The sequence below is a fragment of the Nocardia sp. NPDC047038 genome (genome assembly GCF_040644075.1).
GTDB lineage: Bacteria > Actinomycetota > Actinomycetes > Mycobacteriales > Mycobacteriaceae > Nocardia > Nocardia sichangensis.
In genome coordinates, this window is record NZ_JBEYVQ010000001.1 from 494,698 (window position 1) to 519,007 (window position 24,310).

At 68.4% G+C, this 24,310-nt stretch carries 21 protein-coding genes and 2 tRNA genes; 14 read left to right on the top strand and 9 right to left on the bottom strand.

The features are described 5' to 3' along the window. Positions 1-181: 181 nt before the first annotated feature. The 3 genes from iolB (at position 182) to ABZ824_RS02375 (ending at position 3,582) form a co-directional block, all read left to right on the top strand. Positions 182-1,072: a 5-deoxy-glucuronate isomerase gene (iolB, locus tag ABZ824_RS02365; protein WP_356961220.1), complete on the top strand. Its 891-nt coding sequence runs from the start codon at positions 182-184 to the stop codon at positions 1,070-1,072. After that, entirely contained in the window at positions 1,069-2,910 is a 1,842-nt protein-coding gene (iolD, locus tag ABZ824_RS02370; protein WP_356961221.1) for a 3D-(3,5/4)-trihydroxycyclohexane-1,2-dione acylhydrolase (decyclizing), read from the top strand. Before iolB ends, iolD begins: the two co-directional genes overlap by 4 nt. A gap of 468 nt (positions 2,911-3,378) precedes the next feature. After that, positions 3,379-3,582, top strand: a complete 204-nt coding sequence (locus ABZ824_RS02375; RefSeq protein ID WP_014987157.1) for a cold-shock protein — start codon at positions 3,379-3,381, stop codon at positions 3,580-3,582. A 68-nt stretch (positions 3,583-3,650) separates the two neighbouring features. Here ABZ824_RS02375 and ABZ824_RS02380 read toward each other — a convergent pair whose 3' ends face one another. Next, positions 3,651-4,289: a dihydrofolate reductase family protein gene (locus ABZ824_RS02380; protein WP_356961223.1), complete on the bottom strand. Its 639-nt coding sequence runs from the start codon at positions 4,287-4,289 to the stop codon at positions 3,651-3,653. A gap of 108 nt (positions 4,290-4,397) precedes the next feature. On the opposite strand from ABZ824_RS02380, the gene ABZ824_RS02385 reads away from it, so the two are divergent. Then, complete coding sequence (locus ABZ824_RS02385; RefSeq protein ID WP_356961224.1) at positions 4,398-4,910, top strand: helix-turn-helix domain-containing protein; 513 nt, start codon at positions 4,398-4,400, stop codon at positions 4,908-4,910. 3 nt (positions 4,911-4,913) lie between these two features. Here ABZ824_RS02385 and ABZ824_RS02390 read toward each other — a convergent pair whose 3' ends face one another. After that, complete coding sequence (locus ABZ824_RS02390) at positions 4,914-5,720, bottom strand: nucleotidyltransferase domain-containing protein (RefSeq protein WP_356961225.1); 807 nt, start codon at positions 5,718-5,720, stop codon at positions 4,914-4,916. 51 nt (positions 5,721-5,771) lie between these two features. Further along, positions 5,772-6,962, bottom strand: coding sequence for an MFS transporter (locus tag ABZ824_RS02395; protein ID WP_356961227.1), 1,191 nt, complete (start codon positions 6,960-6,962; stop codon positions 5,772-5,774). Between the two features lie 93 nt (positions 6,963-7,055). Between ABZ824_RS02395 and ABZ824_RS02400 the strand changes: the two genes are divergently transcribed. Further along, entirely contained in the window at positions 7,056-7,982 is a 927-nt protein-coding gene (locus tag ABZ824_RS02400) for a LysR family transcriptional regulator (RefSeq protein WP_355080578.1), read from the top strand. Positions 7,983-8,891: 909 nt separating this feature from the next. On the opposite strand, the gene ABZ824_RS02405 is transcribed toward ABZ824_RS02400, so the two are convergent. Together ABZ824_RS02405 and ABZ824_RS02410 are read right to left on the bottom strand one after the other, a co-directional pair. Next, the gene (locus ABZ824_RS02405; RefSeq protein ID WP_356961229.1) at positions 8,892-10,601 is read right to left on the bottom strand and encodes an alpha/beta fold hydrolase; all 1,710 of its coding nucleotides are present in this window, start codon (positions 10,599-10,601) and stop codon (positions 8,892-8,894) included. Positions 10,602-10,676: 75 nt separating this feature from the next. Then, entirely contained in the window at positions 10,677-11,231 is a 555-nt protein-coding gene (locus ABZ824_RS02410) for a TetR/AcrR family transcriptional regulator (RefSeq protein ID WP_355080575.1), read from the bottom strand. Positions 11,232-11,374: 143 nt separating this feature from the next. Here ABZ824_RS02410 and serA point away from each other — a divergent pair, with 143 nt between their 5' ends. Both serA and ABZ824_RS02420 read left to right on the top strand, forming a co-directional pair. Continuing rightward, positions 11,375-12,973 (top strand): phosphoglycerate dehydrogenase, encoded by a 1,599-nt coding sequence (gene serA / locus ABZ824_RS02415; RefSeq protein WP_355080573.1) that lies wholly within the window; start codon positions 11,375-11,377, stop codon positions 12,971-12,973. A 245-nt stretch (positions 12,974-13,218) separates the two neighbouring features. Further along, on the top strand, positions 13,219-14,226 hold the full coding sequence (locus ABZ824_RS02420; RefSeq protein WP_356961231.1) for a 3-isopropylmalate dehydrogenase: 1,008 nt from the start codon (positions 13,219-13,221) through the stop codon (positions 14,224-14,226). Between the two features lie 319 nt (positions 14,227-14,545). Here ABZ824_RS02420 and ABZ824_RS02425 read toward each other — a convergent pair whose 3' ends face one another. Beyond that, a complete protein-coding gene (locus tag ABZ824_RS02425) occupies positions 14,546-15,727 on the bottom strand; it encodes an MFS transporter (RefSeq protein ID WP_355069791.1) in 1,182 nt (393 codons plus the stop codon). A 205-nt stretch (positions 15,728-15,932) separates the two neighbouring features. Between ABZ824_RS02425 and ABZ824_RS02430 the strand changes: the two genes are divergently transcribed. The 4 genes from ABZ824_RS02430 (at position 15,933) to ABZ824_RS02445 (ending at position 18,616) form a co-directional block, all read left to right on the top strand. Further along, entirely contained in the window at positions 15,933-16,706 is a 774-nt protein-coding gene (locus ABZ824_RS02430) for a fumarylacetoacetate hydrolase family protein (RefSeq protein ID WP_356961232.1), read from the top strand. A gap of 13 nt (positions 16,707-16,719) precedes the next feature. After that, positions 16,720-18,210: a glutamate--tRNA ligase gene (gltX, locus tag ABZ824_RS02435; protein ID WP_356961234.1), complete on the top strand. Its 1,491-nt coding sequence runs from the start codon at positions 16,720-16,722 to the stop codon at positions 18,208-18,210. 115 nt (positions 18,211-18,325) lie between these two features. Further along, positions 18,326-18,397: transfer RNA gene (locus ABZ824_RS02440), tRNA-Gln, on the top strand. Between the two features lie 146 nt (positions 18,398-18,543). Beyond that, positions 18,544-18,616, top strand: a tRNA-Glu gene (locus ABZ824_RS02445). Positions 18,617-19,565: 949 nt separating this feature from the next. Here the strand turns inward: ABZ824_RS02445 and ABZ824_RS02450 are convergent. From ABZ824_RS02450 to ABZ824_RS02460, 3 genes are all read right to left on the bottom strand, one after another. After that, positions 19,566-19,745 carry a DUF5302 domain-containing protein gene (locus ABZ824_RS02450; protein ID WP_355069796.1) on the bottom strand — a complete coding sequence of 60 codons (180 nt, stop codon included), beginning with the start codon at positions 19,743-19,745 and terminating at the stop codon, positions 19,566-19,568. A 151-nt stretch (positions 19,746-19,896) separates the two neighbouring features. Further along, a complete protein-coding gene (locus tag ABZ824_RS02455; protein WP_356961235.1) occupies positions 19,897-20,397 on the bottom strand; it encodes a PPOX class F420-dependent oxidoreductase in 501 nt (166 codons plus the stop codon). 33 nt (positions 20,398-20,430) lie between these two features. After that, positions 20,431-21,132: an IclR family transcriptional regulator gene (locus tag ABZ824_RS02460; protein ID WP_355069799.1), complete on the bottom strand. Its 702-nt coding sequence runs from the start codon at positions 21,130-21,132 to the stop codon at positions 20,431-20,433. 155 nt (positions 21,133-21,287) lie between these two features. On the opposite strand from ABZ824_RS02460, the gene leuC reads away from it, so the two are divergent. The 3 genes from leuC (at position 21,288) to ABZ824_RS02475 (ending at position 24,167) form a co-directional block, all read left to right on the top strand. Next, positions 21,288-22,709: a 3-isopropylmalate dehydratase large subunit gene (gene leuC / locus ABZ824_RS02465; protein ID WP_355069800.1), complete on the top strand. Its 1,422-nt coding sequence runs from the start codon at positions 21,288-21,290 to the stop codon at positions 22,707-22,709. A gap of 39 nt (positions 22,710-22,748) precedes the next feature. Beyond that, complete coding sequence (gene leuD, locus ABZ824_RS02470; protein WP_356961237.1) at positions 22,749-23,357, top strand: 3-isopropylmalate dehydratase small subunit; 609 nt, start codon at positions 22,749-22,751, stop codon at positions 23,355-23,357. A 156-nt stretch (positions 23,358-23,513) separates the two neighbouring features. After that, positions 23,514-24,167, top strand: coding sequence for an HU family DNA-binding protein (locus ABZ824_RS02475; protein WP_039799597.1), 654 nt, complete (start codon positions 23,514-23,516; stop codon positions 24,165-24,167). Positions 24,168-24,310 lie beyond the last annotated feature (143 nt).

Here is a 24,310-nt window from a genome sequence, read left to right on the forward strand (position 1 = left end):
CAGACGGCGGCGATCGCTCATCGACAGAGCCGATCCGAGCGGTGCCCGTCGTTCCTGCCGTGTACAGCACGGGCACAGTCTCCGACCACTGGCACGGTCGTCGGCGAACGGGTCGGCCGACTGTGTTCGCCCGGCGAGGCGACCGAGTTGCCGGTTCTGGATCGAGCATGGAGGAGGTGCGATGACACTGCATCGTCCGGAAGGAACGCTGCGTCATGACGGTGACCCGATCCTGCTGACTCCCGACGACGCCGGATGGACCTATGCCGGGCTGCGGGTGCTGCGGATCGACGCGGGCGAGTCGCGGACAGTTCGGACGGGGGAGTTCGAGGCGTTCGTCCTGCCGCTGTCGGGGGCGTGCACGGTCCGCGTCGACGGCGAGACCTACGCGCTGACCGGCCGGAAATCGGTCTTCACCCGAGTGACGGATTTCGCCTACGCCCCGCGCGACGCCGAACTGGAAATCGTGGCCGAGGGCGGTGACCTCGAGGTGGCACTGCCGATGGCCCGCTGCGGGAGACGGCTCGAGCCGAGATACGGCCCCGCCGAGGAGGTGCCGGTCGAAATTCGAGGCGCGGGAAGCGCGACGCGTCAGGTGACCAACTTCGGCATACCCGGTGTGTGGGAACACGCGGACAAGCTCAACGCCTGCGAGTTGATCACCCCGGACGGCAACTGGTCGTCCTATCCGCCGCACAAGCACGACGAGGCCAGCGCCTGCGAGGTCGTCAACGAGGAGATCTACTACTTCCGCATCGCCGGACGGGACGGCATCACCCCGTCCCGCGAGGGATTCGGTATGCACCGCACGTACACCGCCGACGGCACGGTGAACGAGAACGTCGTGGTCCGCGACGGTGACGTCTTCCTGATCCCGCGCGGTTATCACGGCCCGTGCATCGCCGCGCCTGGTTACCCCATGTACTACCTCAACGTGCTGGCCGGTCCGGCGCCCGAGCGATCGATGGCGTTCTGCGACGACCCCGCGCACAGCTGGGTGCGGGCGCGCTGGGACGCCGAGCCGATCGATCCGCGCTGCCCGGTCACTTCCCACGAAGGACGGATCGGATGAAGCTCACCACGGCGCAGGCGCTGGTGGCCTGGTTGATCGCCCAGCGCTCGGAGACACTCGACGGCCGCGAGGCGCCGTTGTTCCCCGCCGTCTTCGCGATCTTCGGCCACGGAAACGTGCTCGGCCTCGGCACCGCGCTGCACGAGCGGCGCGCCGAACTCCCCGTCTGGCGCGGGCACGCCGAAGAGGGGATGGCGCTGGCCGCCGTCGGCTATGCGAAGGCCACTCATCGGCGTCAGGTCGGTGTCGCCACCTCATCGATCGGTCCCGGCGCGCTCAACATGGTGACGGCGGCGGGCGTCGCACACGCGAATCGCCTCCCGCTCCTCCTCCTTCCTGGCGACACCTTCACCGGACGCGCGCCGGACCCGGTTCTGCAACAGGTCGAGCACTTCGGCGACCCGACCGTCACCGTGAACGACGCGTTCCGCGCGGTGAGCCGCTACTTCGACCGCGTCACACGCCCGGAACAGTTGATCGCCACTTTGCCCCAGGCGGCCGGGGTGCTCACCGACCCGGCCGACGCCGGCCCGGTCGTCCTGGCGCTTCCACAGGACGTCCAGGCCGAGACCTACGACTTCCCTGACACGCTTTTCGAGCCGGTGCTGCACCGTCTCACCCGGCCACGTCCCGACCACCGGGCACTCGCCGAAGCCGTCGCCGCACTGCGCGCCGCGCACCGTCCGCTGCTGATCCTCGGCGGCGGCGTCCGGTATTCGGGCGCGGGACGCACCCTGCTGGAATTCGCCGAGAAGCACGGCATTCCGATTGTGGAGACCACCGCGGGCCGCACCCTGGTGCCGCACGAGCATCCGCTGTACGCGGGACCGCTCGGCATCACCGGCTCGGCGTCGGCGAACGCGATGGCGGCTGACGCCGACCTGGTCCTCGCGGTCGGCACCCGGTTGCAGGACTTCACCACCGCGTCCTGGACGGTCTTCGCACCGGACGTTCGTCTGGTCACCATCAACGTGGCACGCTTCGACGCCGTCAAGCACGGCGCGCTAGCGGTGGTCGGCGACGCCGAGGCCACCGTGTGCGAGCTGGCCGGGCGGATGGGGGAGTGGCGAGTCGACGCCGAGTGGACCGCGCGAGCCGCCGAGCAGCGGGGCGCCTGGGACGCGCACATCGATGAACTGCGCGCGCCGACCCCGGGCGCGCCGAGCTACGCCCAGGTGGTCGGCGCCGTGAACGACCTGAGCGGGCCGAGCGACTATGTGCTGACGGCCTCCGGCGGCCTGCCCGGTGAACTCGTCGGCGGCTGGCGGGCGACCGGTGGCGCGCCGACCATGGACGTGGAATACGGCTTCTCCTGCATGGGCTACGAGCTGGCGGGCGCGTGGGGCGCGGCCATGGCGCGCACCGACGGCGTGGTGACGACGCTGCTCGGCGACGGCTCGTATCTGATGCTGAACTCGGAGTTGTTCTCGGCGGCCTTCGCGGGGCATCCGTTCGTCGCGGTGGTCTGCGACAACGACGGCTATGCCGTGATCGCGAGGCTGCAAGAGGGGCAGGGCGGTGAGCCGTTCAACAACTTCTATGCCGATTGCCGCACCACGCGGGAACAACCGCCGCGAGTCGATTTCGCCGCCCATGCCGCCGCTCTGGGGTGTGCCGCTTTCACCGCCGCCGACCTGGACGAATTTCGTGACGCGTACCTGCGGGCGCGGGCGACGGCGATGGCCGAGCAGCGCCCCGCGGTGCTGGTTGTGCGGACGCGGCCGTCGTCGTGGACCGACGCGGGCGCCTGGTGGGAGGTCGGCGTGCCCGAGCAGCTGCCGGGCCGCGCCGCCTACGACGAGGCGAAACCGCGCCAGGTGCGCTACCTCCGGCCGTGAACAGAACTTAATGAACAGTGCGCCCGATGGGCCACGGACCTAGGCTGAAGTAGGAGTCTAGGCGTGGTACGCTGAAATGCGCTGCGGCACAAGATAACTGGTAGCGAATCCGTATCGGTTTCGAGCCGCGTCGCAAAGAAGCTCCACGCTGCCTGGCGCAGTTCGGTGGGGCATGCTCGTCAGGGAGGGTGACGGGCGTTATCCGGCGAAAAGTACGGGTATCCGACGGGCGGGCCCCGGCGATGTCGCGTGATCGGGACCCGACCGAGCGTGGGAGGTGACAGACCAGCCCGCCCCTGAGCGAGCATTGCGAGTGCACTCGCGCACGACCGAGCCGAGCGTCCTCGTGAGCGTTAGCTCACAGTTGGTGGTGCGAAACGTGAGTAATTCGTCGGATCATGGCATCGTTGATCTACGAGACCAGGGCATCTCGATAACACCACCTGGCTCGTCTACAGAAAGTATGAAATGGCTCAAGGCATTGTGAAGTGGTTCAACAGCGAGAAGGGCTTCGGCTTCATCGCACAAGACGGCGGAGGGCCCGACGTCTTCGTGCACTACTCGGCTGTGAGCGGCTCGGGTTTCCGGTCCCTCGATGAGGGGCAGCGCGTGGAGTTCGAGATCGGCCAGGGACAGAAGGGTCCGCAGGCCCAGGACGTCCGCGTTCTCTGATCGCGACTTGACTTTCGAAAGGCCCCGCACCGGGACGGTGTGGGGCCTTTCCGCTTGTTCGGAGGTCCTCACGCCTCGGAGCGGGTGAAGGTGACATGGGTGACGGCGGGGGAGTGGGTCACCGAGGCGACCTGGTAGCCCGGCAGTTCGCCCAGATCGTCGTAGAGGCGCTCGCCCGCGCCGAGCAGGATCGGGACGACGGCCAAATGCAACTCGTCCACCAGCCGCGTCCGCAGGAACTGCCGCACCGTGGAGCAACCGCCGCCCAAGCGCACGTCTTGGCCGTTCGCCGCGTCGAACGCGCGGTGCAGCACCGCCTCGGGGGTTTCGTCCACGAAGTGGAAGGTGGTCCCGCCCTCCATCCCGAACGACGGGCGTGGATGGTGCGTCAGGACGAAGACGTCGTGGTGGTACGGCGGATTGTCGCCCCACCAACCCGTCCATTCGTGGTTCGGCCATGCTCCGCGAATCGGACCGAACATATTGCGGCCCATGATGGTCGCGCCGATGCCGCGATCGCCCGCGGCCAGATGCTCATCGTCGACGCCGGGATCGTTCGTGGCCTCCGGGTTGGCGTAAGGGGTCGCGAAGACCCACTCGTGCAGTCGCGTGCCGCCTTCGCCCAGCGGATTGTCCGGCCCTTGGTTCGGACCGGCGACATAGCCGTCCAGGGAGATCGCCAGGTTGTGTACGCGCAGCTTCGGCATGCCCACTCATTCCCACTAAGTGATTGCAATTCGCAATCGGTTGGAGGCAGCGTACGTCCAACTGGTTGTATATTGCAAGCAGTAGTTGACGACCGACAGGAGTGCCGGATGCGCGAGGAGGGACGTTCGGGATGCCCGATCAACGCGACGATCGAGGTGATCGGCGACCGGTGGACGCTGCTGGTGCTGCGTGACGTGATGTTCGGCAACCGGCGGCACTTCCGCGAACTGCTGGCCGGATCGGAGGAGGGCATCGCCTCCAACATCCTGTCCGACCGGCTCAAGCGCCTGGTAGCCGCCGGGCTGCTCAGCCGTGCGGACACCAGGCCCGGCCAGAAGGCCGAATACCGGCTCACCGAAGCGGCCATCCAATTGGTGCCGATCATGGCGCAGCTCGGCGCGTGGGGTCTGCGGCACCGCCCGACCACTAAGCGCCTCCGGGTTCGCGCCGAATTGCTCGAGGCGGGCGGTCCGCGGCTATGGGCGGATTTCATGGACGAATTGCGCGAGGGCCACCTCGGCATCCCGCGCCCGGATCCGGACCGTCCGACCGCCACCCAGCGACTCGCCCAGGCTTACGCCGACGCCGTCGCCGAGGACGATCGGAAAGTCGCCTCGTAGGCGTCAGCCCGCCAGTGTCTCGGAGCGGAAGAACTCCGCGGTGATCGCCCTGGCCCGAGTGATGTCCTGGCCCCGAGATTTGACGAAAACCTCCTCCGCACAGGCGAATTCGGCGGCGATGAACGCGGAGATCGGCGCGGGCGCCGACCCGCTGCCCATCTCGCGGGTTCGCGATTTGAGGTCGGTCAGCTCGGTCACCGCCGCCGACAACTCCGCGGGCAGCTCGCACTGCCGCAACAGTGTGGGCAGATGCATCGGCGCCACCGCCGCCCCGGGACGCTCGCGCAGCCAGCGCAGTGCCATCGCCGGACGCAGCGCGTAGAACACCTTCTTCAGCGATCCGGTGCGCTCGAACAGCTCCCACTGCTTGGCGCCCAGGTGCAGATAGTGCCGGGCGACCCTGTCACGGTCGGCGACCTCATCGGCCAGCGCGCGCAATCGGTCGCGAAACAGCGGGTCGCCGCGGTACACGATCGGCGACATCAGCCATTCGATCAGCACGGCGTTGCCCTGCACCAGCAAGCGCAGCGCTTTGGCCAGATCCCAGCCGTTCACGTCGAGCAGATCCGTGAGCGGCGTCTCCACCACGTCGCGGGTGCGCCACGGGGACAGGTAGGTCTCCAGCGTGGCGACGTAGACGAACCGGCAGTCGTAGTCCGAATCGGGAGACGGAAAGCCCCACGCGCGGCTGCCGCTTTCGATCGCCAACCGGATCGACACCCGGTGGTCCAGCTCCACCCGGTCCAGCTCGCGATCGATGGACCCGACCACCGTCGGGTCCATCGAATCCGGTATCGCGCGCAGAGACATGGAGCGATGGTAGGTGCCGCAGCGAGGTTGTCGCAGCTGCATTTTCGTCGTTCAGGACCGGTGCACGCCCCTTCCGAGCGCGGCGACCGGCACGGCCATGAGCGCGAGCGTCCCGCCCAGCCACATGGCGGCGGCCACGCCGATCGCGTCCGCCGCCAGACCGCCGGTCAGCGACCCCAGCGCGATGGCGGCATTGAAAACACCCGCGAACAGGGCGGACGCGCCTTCCTTCGCCTGCGGCGCCGCGGCGAAGACCAAGCTTTGCGTGCTCACCGAGACCCCGCCGTAGGACACGCCCCACACGATCATCAGCGCGACAGCCCCCGGCAGGGAGCCGCCCAGCGCAGGCAAGGCGATCGTGGTCGCGGCGAGAATCGAGCCGATCGCGATCAAGGTCTTCCGCGGTGCCCGCGCCGCAGCGGCTCCTGCGCCGAAATTGCCTGCGACACCGGCGATCCCGTAGATGAGCAACAGCGCACCGAGCGTTTCCGCATCGACGCCGGTCGCTCCCTCGAGCGCAGGCCGCACATAGGTGTAGGCGGTGAAGTGGCCGGTTACCAGGAAGGCGACAACGAGCAAGGCGATTCGCAAGCCGGGTTGCCGCGACAGTCGCAACACGCCACGCAATGCCAAGGTTTCCGTCGCGGGCAGACGCGGCAGCAGCACCGCCAGAGCCGCGAGCACCAGTACTGCCAGGCAGGCCGCGGCCACGAACGCGATCCGCCACCCGGCGAGCGCACCCAAGAAAGTTCCCGCCGGAATGCCGAGCACCGACGCGACCGCGACGCCGGAGAAGACCAGCGAGGTCGCGGCGGCGACCGATCGCGCGGGCACCAGCCGCGCGGCCAGGCTCGCCGCGATCGCCCACACCCCGCCCATGCCGACGCCGACCAGCACCCGCGCCCCGATCAGCACGCCGAAGGTGGGGGCGGCGGCCGCGCCGAGATTGCCCAGCGCGAGCAGCGCCAGCAATCCGCACAGCACCACCTTGCGCTCGACTCGGCGCAGCGTCGCGGTGACCAAGGGCGCGGCCAGCGCGGCGACCAGGCCTGTCACCGTCAACGCGAGACCGGCGCGGCCTTCGCTCACTCGCAGCGCCGAGCCGATCGGAGTGAGCAGTCCGACCGGCAACATCTCGGCGGTGACCACCGTGAACGTGCCCGCTGCGACCGCGCCCACTCCGAGCCAACCGCGTAGCGACGAAACCGGCTGCGAAGCAACGACTTCTCGAACCTGTGTCATGTCTTCCAGACAAAAGGCTCCCGGTATGGGGAAACAACGGCGAAGGTCTCATAGTTCTATGAGCTGGACTCATCGACCGTGGAAGGGAGGCAGATGAGTGGGCTGGAGGTCCGTGAACTGGAAGCGTTTCTTGCGCTCGCCGAGGAACTGCACTTCGGGCGGGCCGGTGCTCGGCTGTATGTGTCGCAGAGCCGGGTGAGCCAGCTACTGCGCTCGCTGGAGCGGCGCATCGGCGGACAGCTCGTGGAACGGACCAGTCGCACCGTCCGGTTGACCCCGCTCGGCGCGGATTTCCTCGCCGCGCTGCGGCCCGCCTATGCCGCGTTGCGCGCGACGGTCGACGATGCTCGCGCCGCCGCCCGGGGTGCGGACGGGATCTTGCGCATCGGATTCCAAGGCGCGGGCAACGATCACCTGATGGCCGCGGTCGAGTTGTTCCAGCAGTGGCACCCGGACTGCTCGGCCGAGCTGGTCGAGATACCGCTGGCCGACCCGTTCGGTGCGGTGCGGCGCGACGAGGTCGACGCCGCTGTCGTGCTGCTGCCGATGGGCGAGGGAGATCTCGTGCTCGGCTCGGTGTTCGCGGGGCAGCCGCAGACGCTCGCGCTGGCCAGTGCCCACCCGCTTGCGGGCCGGGCCGAACTGTCGGTAGAGGAACTCGCCGCTCTTCCACTGATAGGAGTGCGCGCGCCCGCGCCGGAGTATTGGCGCAGAGCTCAGGCGCTCGACGTCACGCCGGGCGGTCGAAGGGTGCGCTCCGGGCCCGAGGTCGGCACGTTGGAAGAAGGTCTCGCCGCGGTGGCGGCCGGCCGCGGAGCGATGTTGCTGTGTCATCCCACCGCGGATTCCCACCGCAGACGGCCGGTGGCCTTCGTGCCGGTCACCGGGATCGCCGAGTCCCGGCTCGGACTGGTGTGGCGTCGGTATCGCGAGACACCGCGGGTGCGCGCGTTCTCCCGCGCCGTCGCGGCCACCAAGCCGTCCGAAGATGTGCGATCGGTCACTGTCGGGGCATCCTGACGGTCTGCCGTCGCGGCGCCCGGCGAATCGACAACAGGGCCGCCGACGTGGAGCCGAGCATTTCTCCGTCTACCCCTTCGACGTATTCGAAAGTTATTTGGTATCTCTATTGCCGGGTTTGTCGAAGTGGCTCGAATCACTCGGCAGCCTCTTTTCCGGACGCGGCGCGAGATTCGTACGAAGTTTTTCTGGAATGTCGCATTCGACTTCTGTTAGCGAGGGAAATCTTCTAGCGCTTTCGGTGTCTTGACCTGGACAAACGTATAGATTCCCAGCTCATTCGCAATGGGATGAGTGTCGTGAGTCACATTTCGATTGATATGTGGTCTGCATTACCAAACATTCGAATTCTGTAACTGTCGCCGATCCGGCACCGACATGCCCCGTGTCAGCCAGTTCGACTGGATAAGTTTCGAGGAAGAGGTATTTCCATGATCCCCGTTATCATCGACACCGGTAGCGCTGCCTTGAACGGTCTTTTCGGCACCCTCGGCGCCGCGCTGCACGGTCTTGTCGACACCCTGTGGACGGGTTCCTTCGGCGGCCGCTGACCGACGTAACGGTCGAGCAGAGTCGACCGGGTCGCACGCCGACCGATGGCGTGACCGAGCGGGCCCCCGCACCTGGTGGTGTGGGGGCCCGCCGCTGTGTGCGGTTGGTGGACGAGCCGGGGTGGTCGGGTTCCGCCGCGATGAGGTCCGCGCCGATGCCGGGAAGGTCGAAGCACAGTGCGGCCGCGTGTGCTGCGCGTCGACAAGCCGCGCCCCGCAACGGGCGGGATCGGCCGCGCGGCCGGGATGTCGGCGGTCGGGATCGGCCTCGTGCCGCGTGGTCAGCGGTGGGTGTGGCCCCGTGCCCTCGACGCCGGAGTCGGAGATCAGCCTTGCGCCGCGATGTCGGAGTGCGAGATCAGCCCTGCGCCGCGACCGCGGAGATCCGGCTGAGTTCTGCCGCCACCTGGGTCGGGTGGGTCAGTTGCGGGTAGTGGCCCGCGCCTTCGATCGAAATCCGCTCTCGCGCGTTCGGGGCGGTGACCGGGTCGTCGGAACCGGCGATGATCCGCACCGGCACGTCGATCCGGTCCAGCAGAGTTCGCAACTCTGCACGCCGCGCGGGAGCGCTCGCCTCGCGCAACGCGCCGACCGTTCGACCCGCGACGCCCGGCCTGCGCAGGTTCGCCGCCGCGCTCGCGATGGCGTCGCTCTCGGGCACGCCGAGCCGTTTCGACAAGGCCGCCGCCGAGATCCGGCGCATCGCCGCGGTCGCGAGTGGCGAGCGCAGCAGCCGGCCCGACCGCGGCTGCAAGAAGGCGGGCGCGACCAGCACCACGCCGGAGACTCGGTCGGGATGCTGCGCCGCGTACCGCAGCACCGGGCCGCAGCCGAGCGAGTGGCCGACCAGAACGGGGCGCGTGTGCACCGAAGCGAGCAATCCCGGCAGCACCGCGTCACGATCCCCGGGCGCCGAACGCCCGAGGCCGGGCAGGTCCACGACCAGGCTGGGCCCGTCCAGCTCCGCGCGCACCTCGTTCCATGACTCGCCGTCCAACGGAAGGCCGTGCACCAGGACGTAAGCGGGGCGGACGCGCTCGCCGCCGACCCAGACGCCGTCGGCGAAACCGGCTGTCGGGTCATCGGCCACCGCGCCGAACCGGGTGGCCACGAGATGGTCGGCCCAGCCCAGGAGGGTCGCCTCGGTCGGCGGCATGGTGAGCCCGGCCCGGCGCGCCACTTCCAGCGCCGCCGATGTGTCGTAGCGGTCGTCGGCGATGAAGCTGAGCGTCTCCGGGTCGGCGCCGGTGAGTGCGGGCGGAAGCTTCGAGATGACGCCGACCGGAATCGAGAACCGGGGCGCGCGGACGCCCAGGTGATCCGCCAGTAGCCGAACAAGTTTCGGCAGCACGGGAGTCCGATCATCCAGAACCGTGTAGGACCGGCCCGCGGTATCGGGCAGCGTGGGCAGGCTGATCAAGAAATCCGTGAAGTAGTCCAGATCCACGATGGGCACGAAGGTCTCGGGCCCGCCGGGGAGAGCCGGAAGCCGCCCGTTCCACAGATCCTCGACGACGCTCGGCAGCCCGATGTATTGACCGGGGCCGATGACGCTGCTCGGGTTCGCGATGGTCAGCGCGACGCCGAGTTCCGCCGCCCGGCGGCGCAGCAGCGGATCCGATTCGAACTTCGACGCGCCGTACGCGCCGTTCTCGTAGTGCTGCTCCTCGGATTCCTCCACGGTGATCCGGTACCCGGTGATGTGCACGACGCGTCGCAACTCGGGAAGGGCGGCGGCCCATTCCAGCACCCGCAGCGCCCCGGTGACGTTCACCGCGTACGCGTCCTCGGGGGCGAGCCCGAAGGCGAATCGGGCCGCGCAGTTGTACACGTCGCGCACGCCGGACGCGTCGAACTCGGCGGGCAGGCCGAGGTCCGGCGCGGTCACGTCACAGGTGAGGATCTCCAACCCGCTCTCGTCCACGCCTTGTCTGCGCAGCCAACTGGTGAGCCGCTCCGCGCTGCCAGCACGCAATGCGGCGGCGACGGAATGCCCCTGCTGGAGCAGGCGGGCGACCGCATTGCGGCCGAGGAACCCGGCGGCTCCGAAAACGATGCTGTCGGACATGACGTCCTCCTTACTAGACCGGTCTACATATTCTGTGGACATGGAAAACTTCTTGCGGTATCGGCGGATTCGGCCTCAGATCATGGCGCGCAGTGTGCGTTCGACCCGTTCCAAGGGTTCACGGCTTCGCTGCGCACGTGCCAGCAGCAGTGCGCCCTCGACCATCGCGAGCACCGCCGCCGCCAGATCGTCCGCGTCGTCGCGGCCGTCGGCCCGCAGCCGGATCCGCAGCGCCTGCTCCCAAGCGGCGTAGGCGGCGGCGCATTCGGCCTGGATCGGATCGTTCGCCGCCGCGACGTCCAGGGCGACGGTGGCGACCGGGCAGCCTTGTTGCCAGCCGGATGCTTCCAGCCGGTCGCCGAACGCTCGGAGCAGTCTGCTCGCGGCCTCGGCGGCATCGCCGGGCTCGATGGTGTCGATCAGCGCGGCGATCTCCTTGCCCGCTTGGGCGACCGCCGCCGCGACCAATTCGTCCTTGCCGCCGGGGAAATGGAAGTACAACGATCCGCGCGGCGCCCCACTGGCCGCCAGGATCTGGTTGAGCCCTGCGCCGTAGTAACCGTGCCGCTCCACCAGCGTGCGCGCCGCGTCGACGAGTTTGCCGCGAGTCTCGGTGCCTTTGACGCCCATGCGGTGACTGTAGACCGGTCTGCATATTTTTGCCAGCGTCGGGACTGACGACGGCCGCCCACCAGGTGGTAGCCGGGTCGGAAATCGCGCGCACTAAGCTGGTCGGCGGTAATTGCCGACCCCATTCCCCAGGAGTACTCCACGTGAGCCAAGCAGGCCGTCCTGTAGTTCTGATCGCCGACAAGCTCGCCCAGTCGACCGTCGACGCGCTCGGTGACGGTGTCGAGGTCCGGTGGGTGGACGGACCGGACCGCCCGGCCCTGCTGGCCGCGGTGCCCGAGGCCGACGCGCTGCTCGTGCGGTCGGCGACCACGGTCGACGCCGAGGTCCTGGAAGCCGGGAAGAACCTGAAGATCGTCGCTCGCGCGGGCGTCGGCCTGGACAACGTCGACGTTCCCGCCGCCACCGAGCGCGGCGTCATGGTCGTGAACGCGCCCACCTCGAACATTCACACCGCCGCCGAGCACGCGGTCACCCTCTTGCTGTCCGCCGCCCGCCAGATCCCGGCCGCGGACGCCACCCTGCGTGAGCACACCTGGCAGCGCAGCAAGTTCAACGGCGTCGAGATCTTCGACAAGACCGTCGGCGTCGTCGGCCTCGGCCGCATCGGCCAGCTGTTCGCCGCGCGACTGGCCGCCTTCGAGACCAAGATCGTCGCCTACGACCCCTACGTGTCGCCCGCGCGCGCCGCGCAGCTCGGCATCGAGCTGCTCAGCCTGGACGAACTGCTCGAGCGTGCCGATCTGATCTCGATCCACCTGCCGAAGACCCCGGAGACCAAGGGCATCATCGGCAAGGAGGCCATCGCCAAGACCAAGCCCGGCGTGATCATCGTCAACGCCGCGCGCGGTGGCCTGGTCGACGAGGCCGCCCTGGCCGAGGCCATCAAGTCCGGCCACGTGCGCGCCGCGGGCCTGGACGTGTTCGAGACCGAGCCGTGCACCGACAGCCCGCTGTTCGACCTGCCGCAGGTCGTGGTGACCCCGCACCTGGGCGCCTCCACCTCCGAGGCGCAGGACCGCGCGGGCACCGACGTCGCCAAGTCGGTGCTGCTTGCGCTCGCCGGTGAGTTCGTGCCCGGCGCGGTGAACGTCACCGGTGGCGCCGTCGGCGAAGAGGTCGCCCCCTGGCTGGACATCGTCCGCAAGCAGGGCGCCCTGCTCGGCGCGCTGTCCAACGAGCTGCCGGTCAGCGTGGAGGTGCAGGTGCGCGGCGAGCTGGCCGCGCAAGAGGTCGGCGTACTGGAGCTGTCCGCGCTGCGCGGCATCTTCTCCGCGCTGGTCGAGGACCAGGTCACCTTCGTCAACGCGCCCGCGCTGGCCAAGGAGCGTGGCATCACCGCCGAGGTCACCACCGCGACGGAGAGCCCGAGCCACCGCAGCGTCGTCGACCTGCGCGCCGTGTTCGGTGACGGCAGCACCCTGAACGTGGCGGGCACGCTGACCGAGCCGCAGCTGGTGGAGAAGATCGTCAACGTCAACGGGCGCAACTACGACATGCGCGCCGAGGGCCTCAATCTGGCCATCCTGAACTACGACGACCGGCCGGGCGCGCTGGGCAAGATCGGCACCAAACTCGGCGAGGCCGAGGTCGACATCCTGGCCGCGCAGCTGACCCAGGACGTCGACAAGGAGGGCGCCACCGTGGTGCTGCGCGTGGCCCGCGAGGTGCCCGCCGACGTCCAGGCCGCGATCGCCGAGTCCGTCGGCGCGGCCAAGGTCGTCCAGGTCGACCTGTCCTGATCCGATCCGGGGCGCGGCCCCGGTGAACTCGGAATCGGCGCCGCGCACGAGCACTCGTGCGCGGCGCCGGTCTCTTCGTCGGCGCGCAGGCCCGCCGCGCGCCCGGTGCTCGGCGATCCGGCCGCGCCGAGTACCGTGACGGTGCTGCGGTCACCCGGCCGGAATGTCGTGCGCACGCCGACGGTCGCCTCCGGGCCGCACGTTGCGGCGGCCCGCGACCGGCAATATCGAACGGAGCATTTGTCATGAAGCTTGCTGTCATCCCGGGCGACGGGATCGGGCCCGAGGTCATCGCCGAGGCGCTCAAGGTGCTCGACGCGGTCGTGCCAGGCGTCGAGAAGACCGAGTACGACCTCGGCGCGCGCCGCTACCACGCGACCGGCGAGATCCTCCCGGATTCGGTGCTGCCCGAACTGAAGCAGCACGACGCGATCCTGCTCGGCGCGATCGGCGATCCGTCGGTGCCCAGTGGCGTGCTCGAACGCGGCCTGTTGCTGCGCACCCGGTTCGCGCTGGACCACCACGTGAACCTGCGGCCGTCCAAGCTGTTCCCTGGCGTGACCAGCCCGCTGGCCGGCAACCCTGACATCGACTTCGTCGTCGTGCGCGAGGGCACCGAGGGCCCGTACACCGGCACCGGCGGCGCGATCCGCGTCGGCACCCCGCACGAGGTGGCGACCGAGGTCAGCACCAACACTCGCTTCGGCATCGAGCGCGTGGTGCGCTACGCCTTCGCCAAGGCGCAGGCCCGGCGCAAGCACCTGACGCTGGTGCACAAGAACAACGTGCTCACCTTCGCCGGCTCGCTGTGGCAGCGCACGGTGGACGAGCTCGCGGCCGAGTTCCCCGACGTCACAACGGCTTACCAGCACATCGACGCCGCGACCATCCACATGGTCAACGACCCGGGCCGGTTCGACGTGATCGTCACCGACAACCTCTTCGGCGACATCATCACCGACCTGGCCGCCGCCGTGAGCGGTGGCATCGGCCTCGCCGCCAGCGGCAACATCGACGCGTCCGGCACGAATCCGAGCATGTTCGAGCCGGTGCACGGCAGCGCCCCCGACATCGCGGGCCAGTCCAAGGCCGACCCGACCGCGGCGATCCTCTCGGTCGCCCTGCTGCTCAACCACCTCGGCGACGCCGAGGAGGCCGCGCGCATCGAGTCGGCGGTCGCGAAGGACCTCGAGTCTCGCTCCGGCACTGCGTCGACCGTGGAAATCGGCGACCGCATCGCGGCCACTCTCTGACCGTCGCGCAGGAAGGCCCCGCTGCCACTCCGGCAGCGGGGCCTTTCGCGTTCACACGCAGATCGTGCTGCCTGCGCAGTGATTCGGCATCGTGGTCCGACCAGGTGGCCGCGTCCTCCGCCTCCCGCAGCGCCCGATCGATCGTCGATCGGGAGACGTCGTGGGTGCCGAAGAGCGACTCCGCCTGGCGGGCGAATTCCGCGGCGGCCTCCCGCGCCCGCGGCGCGCTCGACCGACATCGAGTCGAGATCGTCCGGGGCGATCTGCATGCGGAGTGCGGCCCTGTGCCGCGGACCCGGCAATCCTTCGACGCGCGAACCTAGGCGGGGTCGCGGGGAACCAGCGGGACCGCCGCGACGGCCGAGACCGCGGCCAGAAGGAAGGCGGCGGGGAAGCCGCTCGCGGTGATCAGGGCGCCGAACACGGGTGGAACCGCGGCCATCGCGAGGTTCTGCCCGGTGTTCTGGATGCCGAGGCCCCGGCCGCTCCAGTACGGGCCCGCGATCTCGGCGACCGCGGTGAAGGCCAAGCCGTTGTCGGAGACGGTGATCACGGACGCGGCGATCAGCAGCGGAATGGCGGCCCACCACCAGTGGGTCGACGCGGTCAGCGCCAGCGCGGTCATCGACAGCACGGCGGCGACGGCCACCGTGCGCAGCGGGCCCATCCGGCTGCCGACCCGATCCGACCACGCGCCCGCACCGATGCGGCCAAGCGCGCCGAGGATCTGTGTGACGGTCACCAGCGCACCCGCCGCGGCCAACGACCAGCCGACATCCCGGTGCAACCACAGCAGCGCGAACGTCCACACGGTGCCCTGCGGGACGACGAGCAGAACCGAGACCAGATGGATGCGCCACAGCATGGCGTTGTCGCGATAGGGATTGGCGCGCAACGCCGGATCGGCGGCGGCGCGATCGGGACGCGGCGGGTCCACGATGCCGGCCAGACAACCCATGGCCGCCACACCCGCCATGAGTGCGGGAACCAGAATGGCCGCGGGTACACCGTGGGCGGAGGCGACGGCCGGAATCGCCAGCGCGCCGACACCGACGCCCAGCGGCTGCGCGGTCTGCCGGATGCCCATCGCCAGCCCGCGCCGCTGCGGCGGGAACCAGCCGACGATCACCCGGCCGCTCGCGCCGTTCGTGCTGGCCGCCCCGACGCCCCCGAGAAACAGCAGCGCGCCGAGGGCGATGTCGTTCGTCGTCGCCGCGGCGGCGCAGCCCGCCGCCAGCATCAGCAGCGGACCACCGACCAGCACCTTGCGTTCGCCGATCCGGTCCACCAGATAACCCCACGCGATCAGGGTGCACACCAGCCCGACGGTGGGCATGGCCACCAGCAGGCCCGCCGTCGCCAGCGGCAAGCCACGGTCGGTCAGCGCGGGCAGCAGGAACGGGACGCCGTGGATGAAGACCGCGCTGGAGGCCTGGGCGAACACGCCGAGACCGAGCATGGACCAGCGCCGAACCTCGTCGATCTGCGTAACGGTCGCCATCGGCCTCACCTCGGAATCTCATTATTTGGGATACAATTCCCATTGTGTGAACTTCGCTGCTCACGGTACACCCGGCGGCGGCTCGATTCGACGGTTGCGGCTGTCGGGCTGCTCACAGCGCGCGCCGTCGCCGGATCCGGGCGGATTCCGTACCACCCGGTCGGGCGCGTTCGAGCAGGTGACGGTGGGTAGATAGACTCCGGGCATGCGTCTAGGTCGAGTTGCCAGTCCCGATGGAGTCGCTTTCGTCAGCATCGAAGGCGACGGAAGCGACAGCGTGGCCAAGGAGATCGCGGAACACCCGTTCGGCACACCGACGTTCACCGGCCGCAGCTGGCCGCTGGCCGACGTACGGCTGCTCGCGCCGATCCTGGCCAGCAAGGTGGTCTGCATCGGCAAGAACTACGCCGCCCACGCTGCGGAGATGGGTGGTCCCGCGCCCGCCGACCCGGTGATCTTCCTCAAGCCGAATACCGCGATCGTGGGGCCGAACGCCCCGATCATCCTGCCGCCCAGTTCATCTCAGGTCGACTACGAAGGGGAACTGGCGATCGTCATCGGCCGCCCCTGCAAGGACGTGCCCGCCGCCCGCGCGCTGGACGTGGTGCTGGGTTACACCGCCGCCAACGATGTGACCGCCCGCGACCAGCAGCGCCACGACGGCCAGTGGACCAGGGGCAAGGGCTACGACACGTTCTGCCCGCTCGGTCCGTGGATCGAAACCTCCCTGGACCCTTCGGATCTGGAGGTCGTCACCGAGCTCGACGGTGAAGTGCGTCAGCGCAGCCGCACTTCGCTTCTGCTGCAGGACATTCCGAAGCTCATCGAGTGGATCACCACCGTGATGACACTGCTGCCCGGTGACGTCATCCTCACCGGCACCCCGGAGGGCGTCGGCCCGATGCGGGAGGGCCAGCAGGTGTCGGTGACCGTCGAGGGCATCGGAACCCTCACCAATCCCGTTGCCGCCAAACGCTGATCGAAAGAGAGCCATGACTGAAGTACGGGTCCGATTCTGCCCGTCACCGACCGGGACGCCGCACGTCGGCCTGATCCGGACGGCGCTGTTCAACTGGGCCTACGCCCGCCACCACGGTGGCGCATTCGTCTTTCGAATCGAAGACACCGATGCCGCACGGGATTCCGAGGAATCCTACCGGGCGATTATCGACGCGCTGCGCTGGCTCGGCCTCACCTGGGACGAGGGGCCGGAGGTCGGCGGGCCTTACGCGCCATATCGCCAGTCGCAACGAAAAGAACTGCACCAGGACGTTGTTCGGCGTTTGCTGGAGGCCGGTGAGGCTTACGAATCGTTCTCCACGCCGGAGGAAGTCGAGGCCCGTCATCGCGCCGCGGGACGCGATCCGAAGCTCGGTTACGACAACTACGATCGCGACCTGACGCCGGAGCGGATCGAGGCGTACCGGGCCGAGGGGCGCGCCGCCGTCGTCCGGCTGCGGATGCCAGAAGAAGACCTGTCCTGGAACGATCTGGTGCGCGGGGAGACCACCTTCAAGGCCGGCAGCGTCCCGGACTTCGCGCTCACCCGCGGCAACGGCCAGCCGCTGTACACGCTGGTCAACCCCGTCGACGACGCGCTGATGCGGATCACCCACGTACTGCGCGGCGAGGACCTGCTCTCCTCCACTCCCCGCCAGCTCGCGCTGTACGCCGCGCTGCGCCGGATCGGGGTCGCCGATTTCACTCCCGAGTTCGGCCATCTGCCGTTCGTGATGGGTCAGGGCAACAAGAAGTTGTCCAAGCGTGATCCGGAGTCGAATCTGTTCGCCCATCGCGACCGCGGGTTCATCCCCGAGGGTTTGCTGAATTATCTCGCGCTACTCGGCTGGGGCCTGTCCGAGGACCGCGACGTGTTCTCCATGGCGGAGATGGTCGAGGCCTTCGACATTTCGAAAGTGAATTCGAATCCGGCCCGATTCGACCAGAAGAAGGCGGACGCGCTCAACGCCGAGCACATCCGATTGCTGGCTCCGGGTGATTTTGCCCACCGGCTGCGGGAGTATCTCACCGGACACGGCCATATCGGCGCCGAAATCGATGAAAAAGTGTTCGCCGCGGCGGCGGAACTCGTGCAGACCAGGATTGTCGTCTTGTCCGACGCTTGGGACCTTCTGCGTTTCCTGTTCGCACCAGCGGAGGAGTTCGCGATCGACCCGGCCGCGGGGGCCAAGAATCTCGGTCCCGACGCGGCTCAGGTATTGCAGGCGGCTATTACCGCCGTGGAGCCGTTGACCGAGTGGACCACCGAAGCGATCGAAGCGGCACTGAAAAAGGCGCTGATCGATGATCTCGGGCTGAAACCGCGCAAAGCCTTCGCTCCGGTGCGGGTCGCGATCACCGGATCGCATATCAGCCCGCCGCTGTACGAATCCTTGGAACTGCTCGGCCGCGACCTCACCTTGGACCGGCTGCGCGCGGCGCTGGACTGGAAGGAGACCGCCCAGACCGGCTCCGAAGGCTGAAAATATGGCTTTGACCAGGCGATTTGTAGTTAACCCGTAGCCGTTTGGTACTCTTCTTCTCGGCCCGGAACACGGTCTCGAGTCACCCAGACGCGAGGCTGAACGACCTGGTCATTGGGGTATGGTGTAATTGGCAACACAGCTGATTCTGGTTCAGCCATTCTAGGTTCGAGTCCTGGTACCCCAGCGGAGTGTGTTGTAAGACTTCGGTTCGCGGCCGAAATCCCTCAGCACCTGGCGATTTGGTCGCCGGGCCTCGGCCAGATAAACTAGCCGAGCCTCCTGATCGAAAGATCAACCACGGCGCTCCTCGCGACAGTGAGAAGCAGTCCTGGCCCCGTCGTCTAGCGGCCTAGGACGCCGCCCTCTCAAGGCGGTAGCGCGGGTTCGAATCCCGTCGGGGCTACACGAATGGAAGGCCCATGCTCATGGAGCATGGGCCTTTCTCGTTTCGCAGTGTCTTGTGGGGTGCAACCCCCACGCCCCGCCGGAGGGCTTCGCCCCGGACCCCCGTGAGGGCTTCGCCGCGCCTGGATGGTCGTGGTCCGGTGGTGTGGTCAGTGGCGGATCCGGGCCTAGCCGGGCGGCGGATCTCTTCGGAAGCTCGGCCTGTCTTTGGTGGTACCTCACCTGAACTACTGACTGTGCCGTATCTCACTCTCGGCCGATCGGGTTCGCGCTGGACCCCGTGGGCACTGTCCGGCTCCGTATGAAGGGGCCATGATCCAGGTGTTCGGCGGGTACCAGCTATGGTCCCGTCCCACCGTGGGAACCCCGCCGAGTCATCGAAGGCAGCGCGGCATCCCATGCGACGTGCTCGTGTGGACCGATTCGCATGCTGCGGCAGTCGGCCCGAGTCTCGATCCGCAATGACCTGGATCGCACGGCAGAGAGCGTCGGAGCCGCCTGTGCGGACGGTCAGGATCGCCCACCGGCAGATCGGGCAGTGCGGCGGTGGCGCCGAACTGCCCGTGCCGGGTCTTCCCGGTGCGGGACTGTTCGAGCCGTCCCGGTGAGTCCGGCAGTCCAGCCGAGCCGTTCGCGGGAGATGGGGGCAAATGAACGGCCCGGCTGCGCCGGTGGCAGCGGATGGACGCAAATCGGCCGCCGGGCCGTGCCGGTCGCGGGGGATGGACGCAAATCGGCCGCCGGGCCGTGCCGGTGGCAGCGGATGGACGCAAATCGGCCGCCGGGCCGCGCCGGTCGCGGGGGACGGACGCAAATCGGCCGCCGGGCCGCGCCGGTCGCGGGGGATGGACGCAAATCGGCCGCCGGGCCGCGCCGGTCGCAGGGGAGAGCGGCAAAAGAAAGGCCCTCCAGCGATCTTGCTGGAGGGCTTTCGCCGACTGTGCGGACTATCCGCTCTTGCGCCGGAATTCCCGCTTGTGGCCGACCGCGGAGTGCGCCGAGGACGCCTTCGACCGTCCGTCGAGGTGGTCGGCCGCGCGGGCGTTCTGCTGGTTCTTGCGCTCCAGTGCTTCCCGGAACTTGCGCTTCACCTCGTCGGCGCCGTTGGACTTACCCGAATCCGCCATCGCTGCTCCTCGTCGTCGCGGCCGCGCGCCGCGTCCTCGCGGGCGGCGGTGCCCGGCCGATTGCTGTCGAACACCCGACGCTAGCCCGTGCGAGGCGGTTGTGTCAGTTGGATTTCGCGCGCGTCGCGCGGCCCGATCGCGTTCGGGCCGGTCAGTCGAGTGCCTGCGCGGTACTGCCGCCCAGCGGCATCGCCGGAAGGCCGAGCTTGCGATGATCCCAGCTGCGCGTGCGCTCCGGCACGACGCGCACGGCGACCCGCTTGTTCAGCATGGCTTCGACCATCGGGCGCAATTCCTCGTTGTAGGGGCCGGTGTAGCGCTCCCATACGCTCACGCCGACGGCGAAGAGTTTCTCGGCGTCATCGATGATCTCGGCGCGGCCCTCGATCGAGACGCCCCGGAGTTGGTCGTAGGTGTCGCCCGCCTCGACCATGCAGGTGACCCGAGGATCGCGGCGCAGGTTCACCGCCTTCTGCGATTTGGCCTTGGTCTCGAACCAGATCTCGCCGTCGATGAGCGCGTACCACATCGCGGTCAGGTGCGGCGTGCCCTTCGGTCCGATGGTCGCCAGCGTCGCGATCCGGCTGCGCTGCAGGAACTCGGTGATCTCGGTGTCGGACATCACGATCTGTGCCCGTTGATTGACTCCCATGGGGCAACTCTAGAGAGTCCGGACTGAAACAGGTTACAGGCGCTTGTGCAGCGCCTCGGCCGCCGCGACCAGATCCGCCGCCCACCGCGCGCCCGGCCTGCGGCCCATCCGATCGATCGGTCCCGACACCGACACGGCCGCGACCACGGCGCCGCCCGCGTCGCGCACCGGCGCGGAGACGCTGGCCACGCCTGCCGCACGCTCGGCCGCGCTCTGCGCCCACCCGCGCTTGCGCACCTCGGCCAGCGCGCGTTCGCCGAACACCGCGTCGGCCAGGATGGTGCGCTGTAGTTCCGGGTCGGCCCACGCCAGCAGTACTTTGGCCGCCGACCCCGCGGTGAGCGGCAGCCGCGCCCCGATCGGCACGGTGTCGCGCAGTCCCACGGGAGGTTCCAGCGCCGCGACGCAGACGCGGGCGTTGCCGTCGCGGCAGTACAGCTGGACGCTCTCGCCGGTGATCTCGCGCAGCCGGGGGAGGATGGCCGACGCGGCCTCGAGCAGTGGATCGTTCGCGCTGGTCGCGAGCTCGGCGAGGGCCGGCCCCGGCCGCCAGGTGCCGTTGCTGTCGCGCGCGAGCAGGCGATGCACTTCCAAGCCGACGGCGAGACGGTGTGCGGTGGCGCGGGGTAGACCGGTGCGCGCGCACAGCTCGTTGAGACCCGAGGGATGCTCGGCTACGGCGTACAGGACCGCCACTGCTTTGTCGAGGACGCCGATGCCGCTATGCTGTCTCATAGAACGATACTAGCGTCTCGGATGTTGAGAAATCCACCTCCACGGATCCTTCCTCTCAGCGTTCGGACCAGGCGCAGCTATCCCAACTTGTGCAACCGTCGCCGCGTCGGAGTCCAGATCGCGGAACGGCTGCTTCGTCCGAAAGGTGATCGACAATGGCCGAACCGCGCACGCTGGCCGAGAAGGTATGGGACCAGCACGTCGTCGCTCGCGGGGAGGGCGAGGGTGCCTCGCGCGAACCGGACCTGATCTACATCGACCTGCATCTCGTCCACGAGGTGACCAGCCCGCAGGCCTTCGACGGACTGCGCGCGGCGGGCAGGCCGGTGCGACGGCCCGATCTCACGATCGCGACCGAGGACCACAACGTTCCGACGATCGATATCGACAAGCCGATCGCCGACCCGATTTCGCGCACCCAGGTGGAGACGCTGCGGCGCAACTGCGCGGAATTCGGTGTGCGGCTGCATCCGATGGGCGACCTGGACCAGGGCATCGTGCACGTGGTCGGGCCGCAGCTGGGCCTGACCCAGCCGGGCACGACCGTGGTCTGCGGCGACAGCCACACCTCGACGCACGGCGCGTTCGGGGCGCTGGCGATGGGCATCGGCACCTCCGAGGTGGAGCATGTGCTTGCCACCCAGACCCTCTCGCTGCGCCCGTTCAAGACGATGGCGATCACGGTGGACGGCGTCATGCCGCCCGGCGTGACGAGCAAGGACCTGATCCTGGCCGTCATCGCGAAGATCGGCACCGGCGGCGGACAGGGCTACGTCCTGGAGTACCGCGGCGAGGCCATCCGGGCCATGTCGATGGAGGCCCGAATGACGATCTGCAACATGTCCATCGAAGCGGGCGCGCGGGCAGGCATGATCGCGCCGGACGAGACCACCTACGAATTCCTCAAAGGACGGCCGCACGCGCCGCAGGGAGCCGATTGGGACGCCGCGGTGGCCGCCTGGGAGGCGCTGAAGACCGACGAGGGCGCTGTTTTCGACGCCGAGGTGCACATCGACGCCTCCGAGCTGACTCCGTTCGTCACCTGGGGCACCAACCCGGGTCAAGGCGCCCCGCTGGGCGAGGCGGTGCCCGACCCCGCCGCCATCGCCGACGAGGTGGCTCGCGAGTCCGCGGAGAAAGCTCTGCGTTACATGGACTTGGAGCCGGGTACTCCGCTTCGACAAGTGCCGATCGACACCGTATTCGTCGGCTCGTGCACCAACGGACGCATTGAAGATTTGCGTGCGGTGGCCGGGATTTTGAAGGGACGTCATGTCGCCGACGGCGTGCGAATGCTGGTTGTACCGGGCTCGATGCGGGTTCGCGCACAGGCGGAAAAAGAAGGACTCGGGGAGATTTTCACTGCGGCGGGCGCCGAATGGCGGCAAGCAGGCTGCTCAATGTGCCTGGGAATGAATCCGGACCAGCTCGAGCCGGGCCAGCGTTGCGCGTCCACCTCGAACCGCAACTTCGAGGGCAGGCAGGGCAAAGGCGGCCGTACGCACCTCGTTTCTCCCCTCGTAGCGGCCGCGACGGCGGTCCGTGGAACTCTGTCATCGCCTGCGGATCTGGACTGACCGGCCCCGATTCCCTCAATCAAACCCAGGAGATTCGTTATGGAAGCCTTCACTGTGCACAAGGGCATCGGGGTGCCGCTGCGCCGCTCCAATGTCGATACCGATCAGATCATCCCGGCGGTCTACCTCAAGCGGGTGACGCGGACCGGATTCGAGGACGGGTTGTTCGCCGCATGGCGCACCGATCCCGACTTCATTCTGAACATCGCGCCTTACAACAGGGGTAGTGTCTTGGTGGCGGGTCCGGATTTCGGTACGGGATCGTCGCGTGAGCACGCCGTTTGGGCGCTGTCGGACTACGGCTTTCGGGTGGTCATCTCATCCCGGTTCGCCGACATCTTCCGCGGCAATGCGGGCAAGGGCGGTCTGGTCGCCGCTCAGATGTCACAGAACGATGTCGAAATGCTCTGGAAGTTGCTCGAGGAACAGCCCGGCTTGGAATTGGTTGTGGACCTCGAGGCGCGCACGGTGACGGCCGGAACCGTCGTGTTGCCGTTCGATATTGATGACTACACCAGGTGGCGTCTGCTGGAAGGATTGGATGACATCGGCCTGACGCTGCGCCGGGAGGACGCGATCGCCCGGTTCGAAAAGGCAAGGCCAACATGGAAACCCACTACCCTGCCTGCACATATTTCGCAGACGTAATCACCCCCGCCGGTTAGCTGGACACCCGGAGTTGCGGTAGCTGGACGTGTGCTAAACCACATGAATTTTGGCGTGGCACATAGACTCTTGCCCAAAGTGGGTTTACCGTGGTACCTAGTCGGTCCGACGACGGGCCATTAGTCTGCGGAGGATTCAATGAACAAGGCGGAACTGATCGACGTTCTGACCGAAAAGTTGGGTACGGACAGGCGCACGGCCACCGCGGCAGTCGAGCATGTGGTCGACACCATCGTGCGCGCGGTGCACAAGGGTCAGAGCGTCACTATCACCGGATTCGGTGTGTTCGAACAGCGTAAGCGTGCGGCTCGCGTCGCGCGGAACCCGCGTACCGGCGAAACCGTGAAGGTCAAGCCCACTTCGGTGCCCGCGTTCCGTCCCGGCGCTCAGTTCAAGGCGGTGATCGCGGGTAAGCAGAAACTGGCCGCGACCGGGCCCGCCGTCAAGCGCGGGGTGAATGCGCCGGTGTCGGCGAAGAAGGCGGCGGCGAAGAAGACGGCGGCCAAGAAGACCGCCGCCAAGAAGTCGACGCCGACCAAGGCGCCCGCCAAGACGACGGCCCGCAAGGCCGCCGCCAAGGCTCCGGCGAAGACCACCGCGCGCAAGACGACCGCTACGAAGACCGCTGCGAAGAAGGCGCCCGCGAAGAAGACCGCGGTCGCGAAGAAGGCTCCGGCCAAGAAGACGGCCACCAAGGCCACGGCGGCCAAGAAGACCACCACCGCTGCCGCCAAGAAGACCACCGCGAAGAAGACCGCGGCCAAGAAGGCCTCGACTCGCGGAACCCGCTGATCTCGAGCCACCGCCGGATCGGCGCTGAATGCGTGGCCCCACGACTGGGCCCATTCGCCTCAACGTCGAGACGGCCCCGGGAGACACCCGGGGCCGTTTTCGGCTGTCCGCCTACCGAGACCTCACGGCCGTGGCCGCCACTC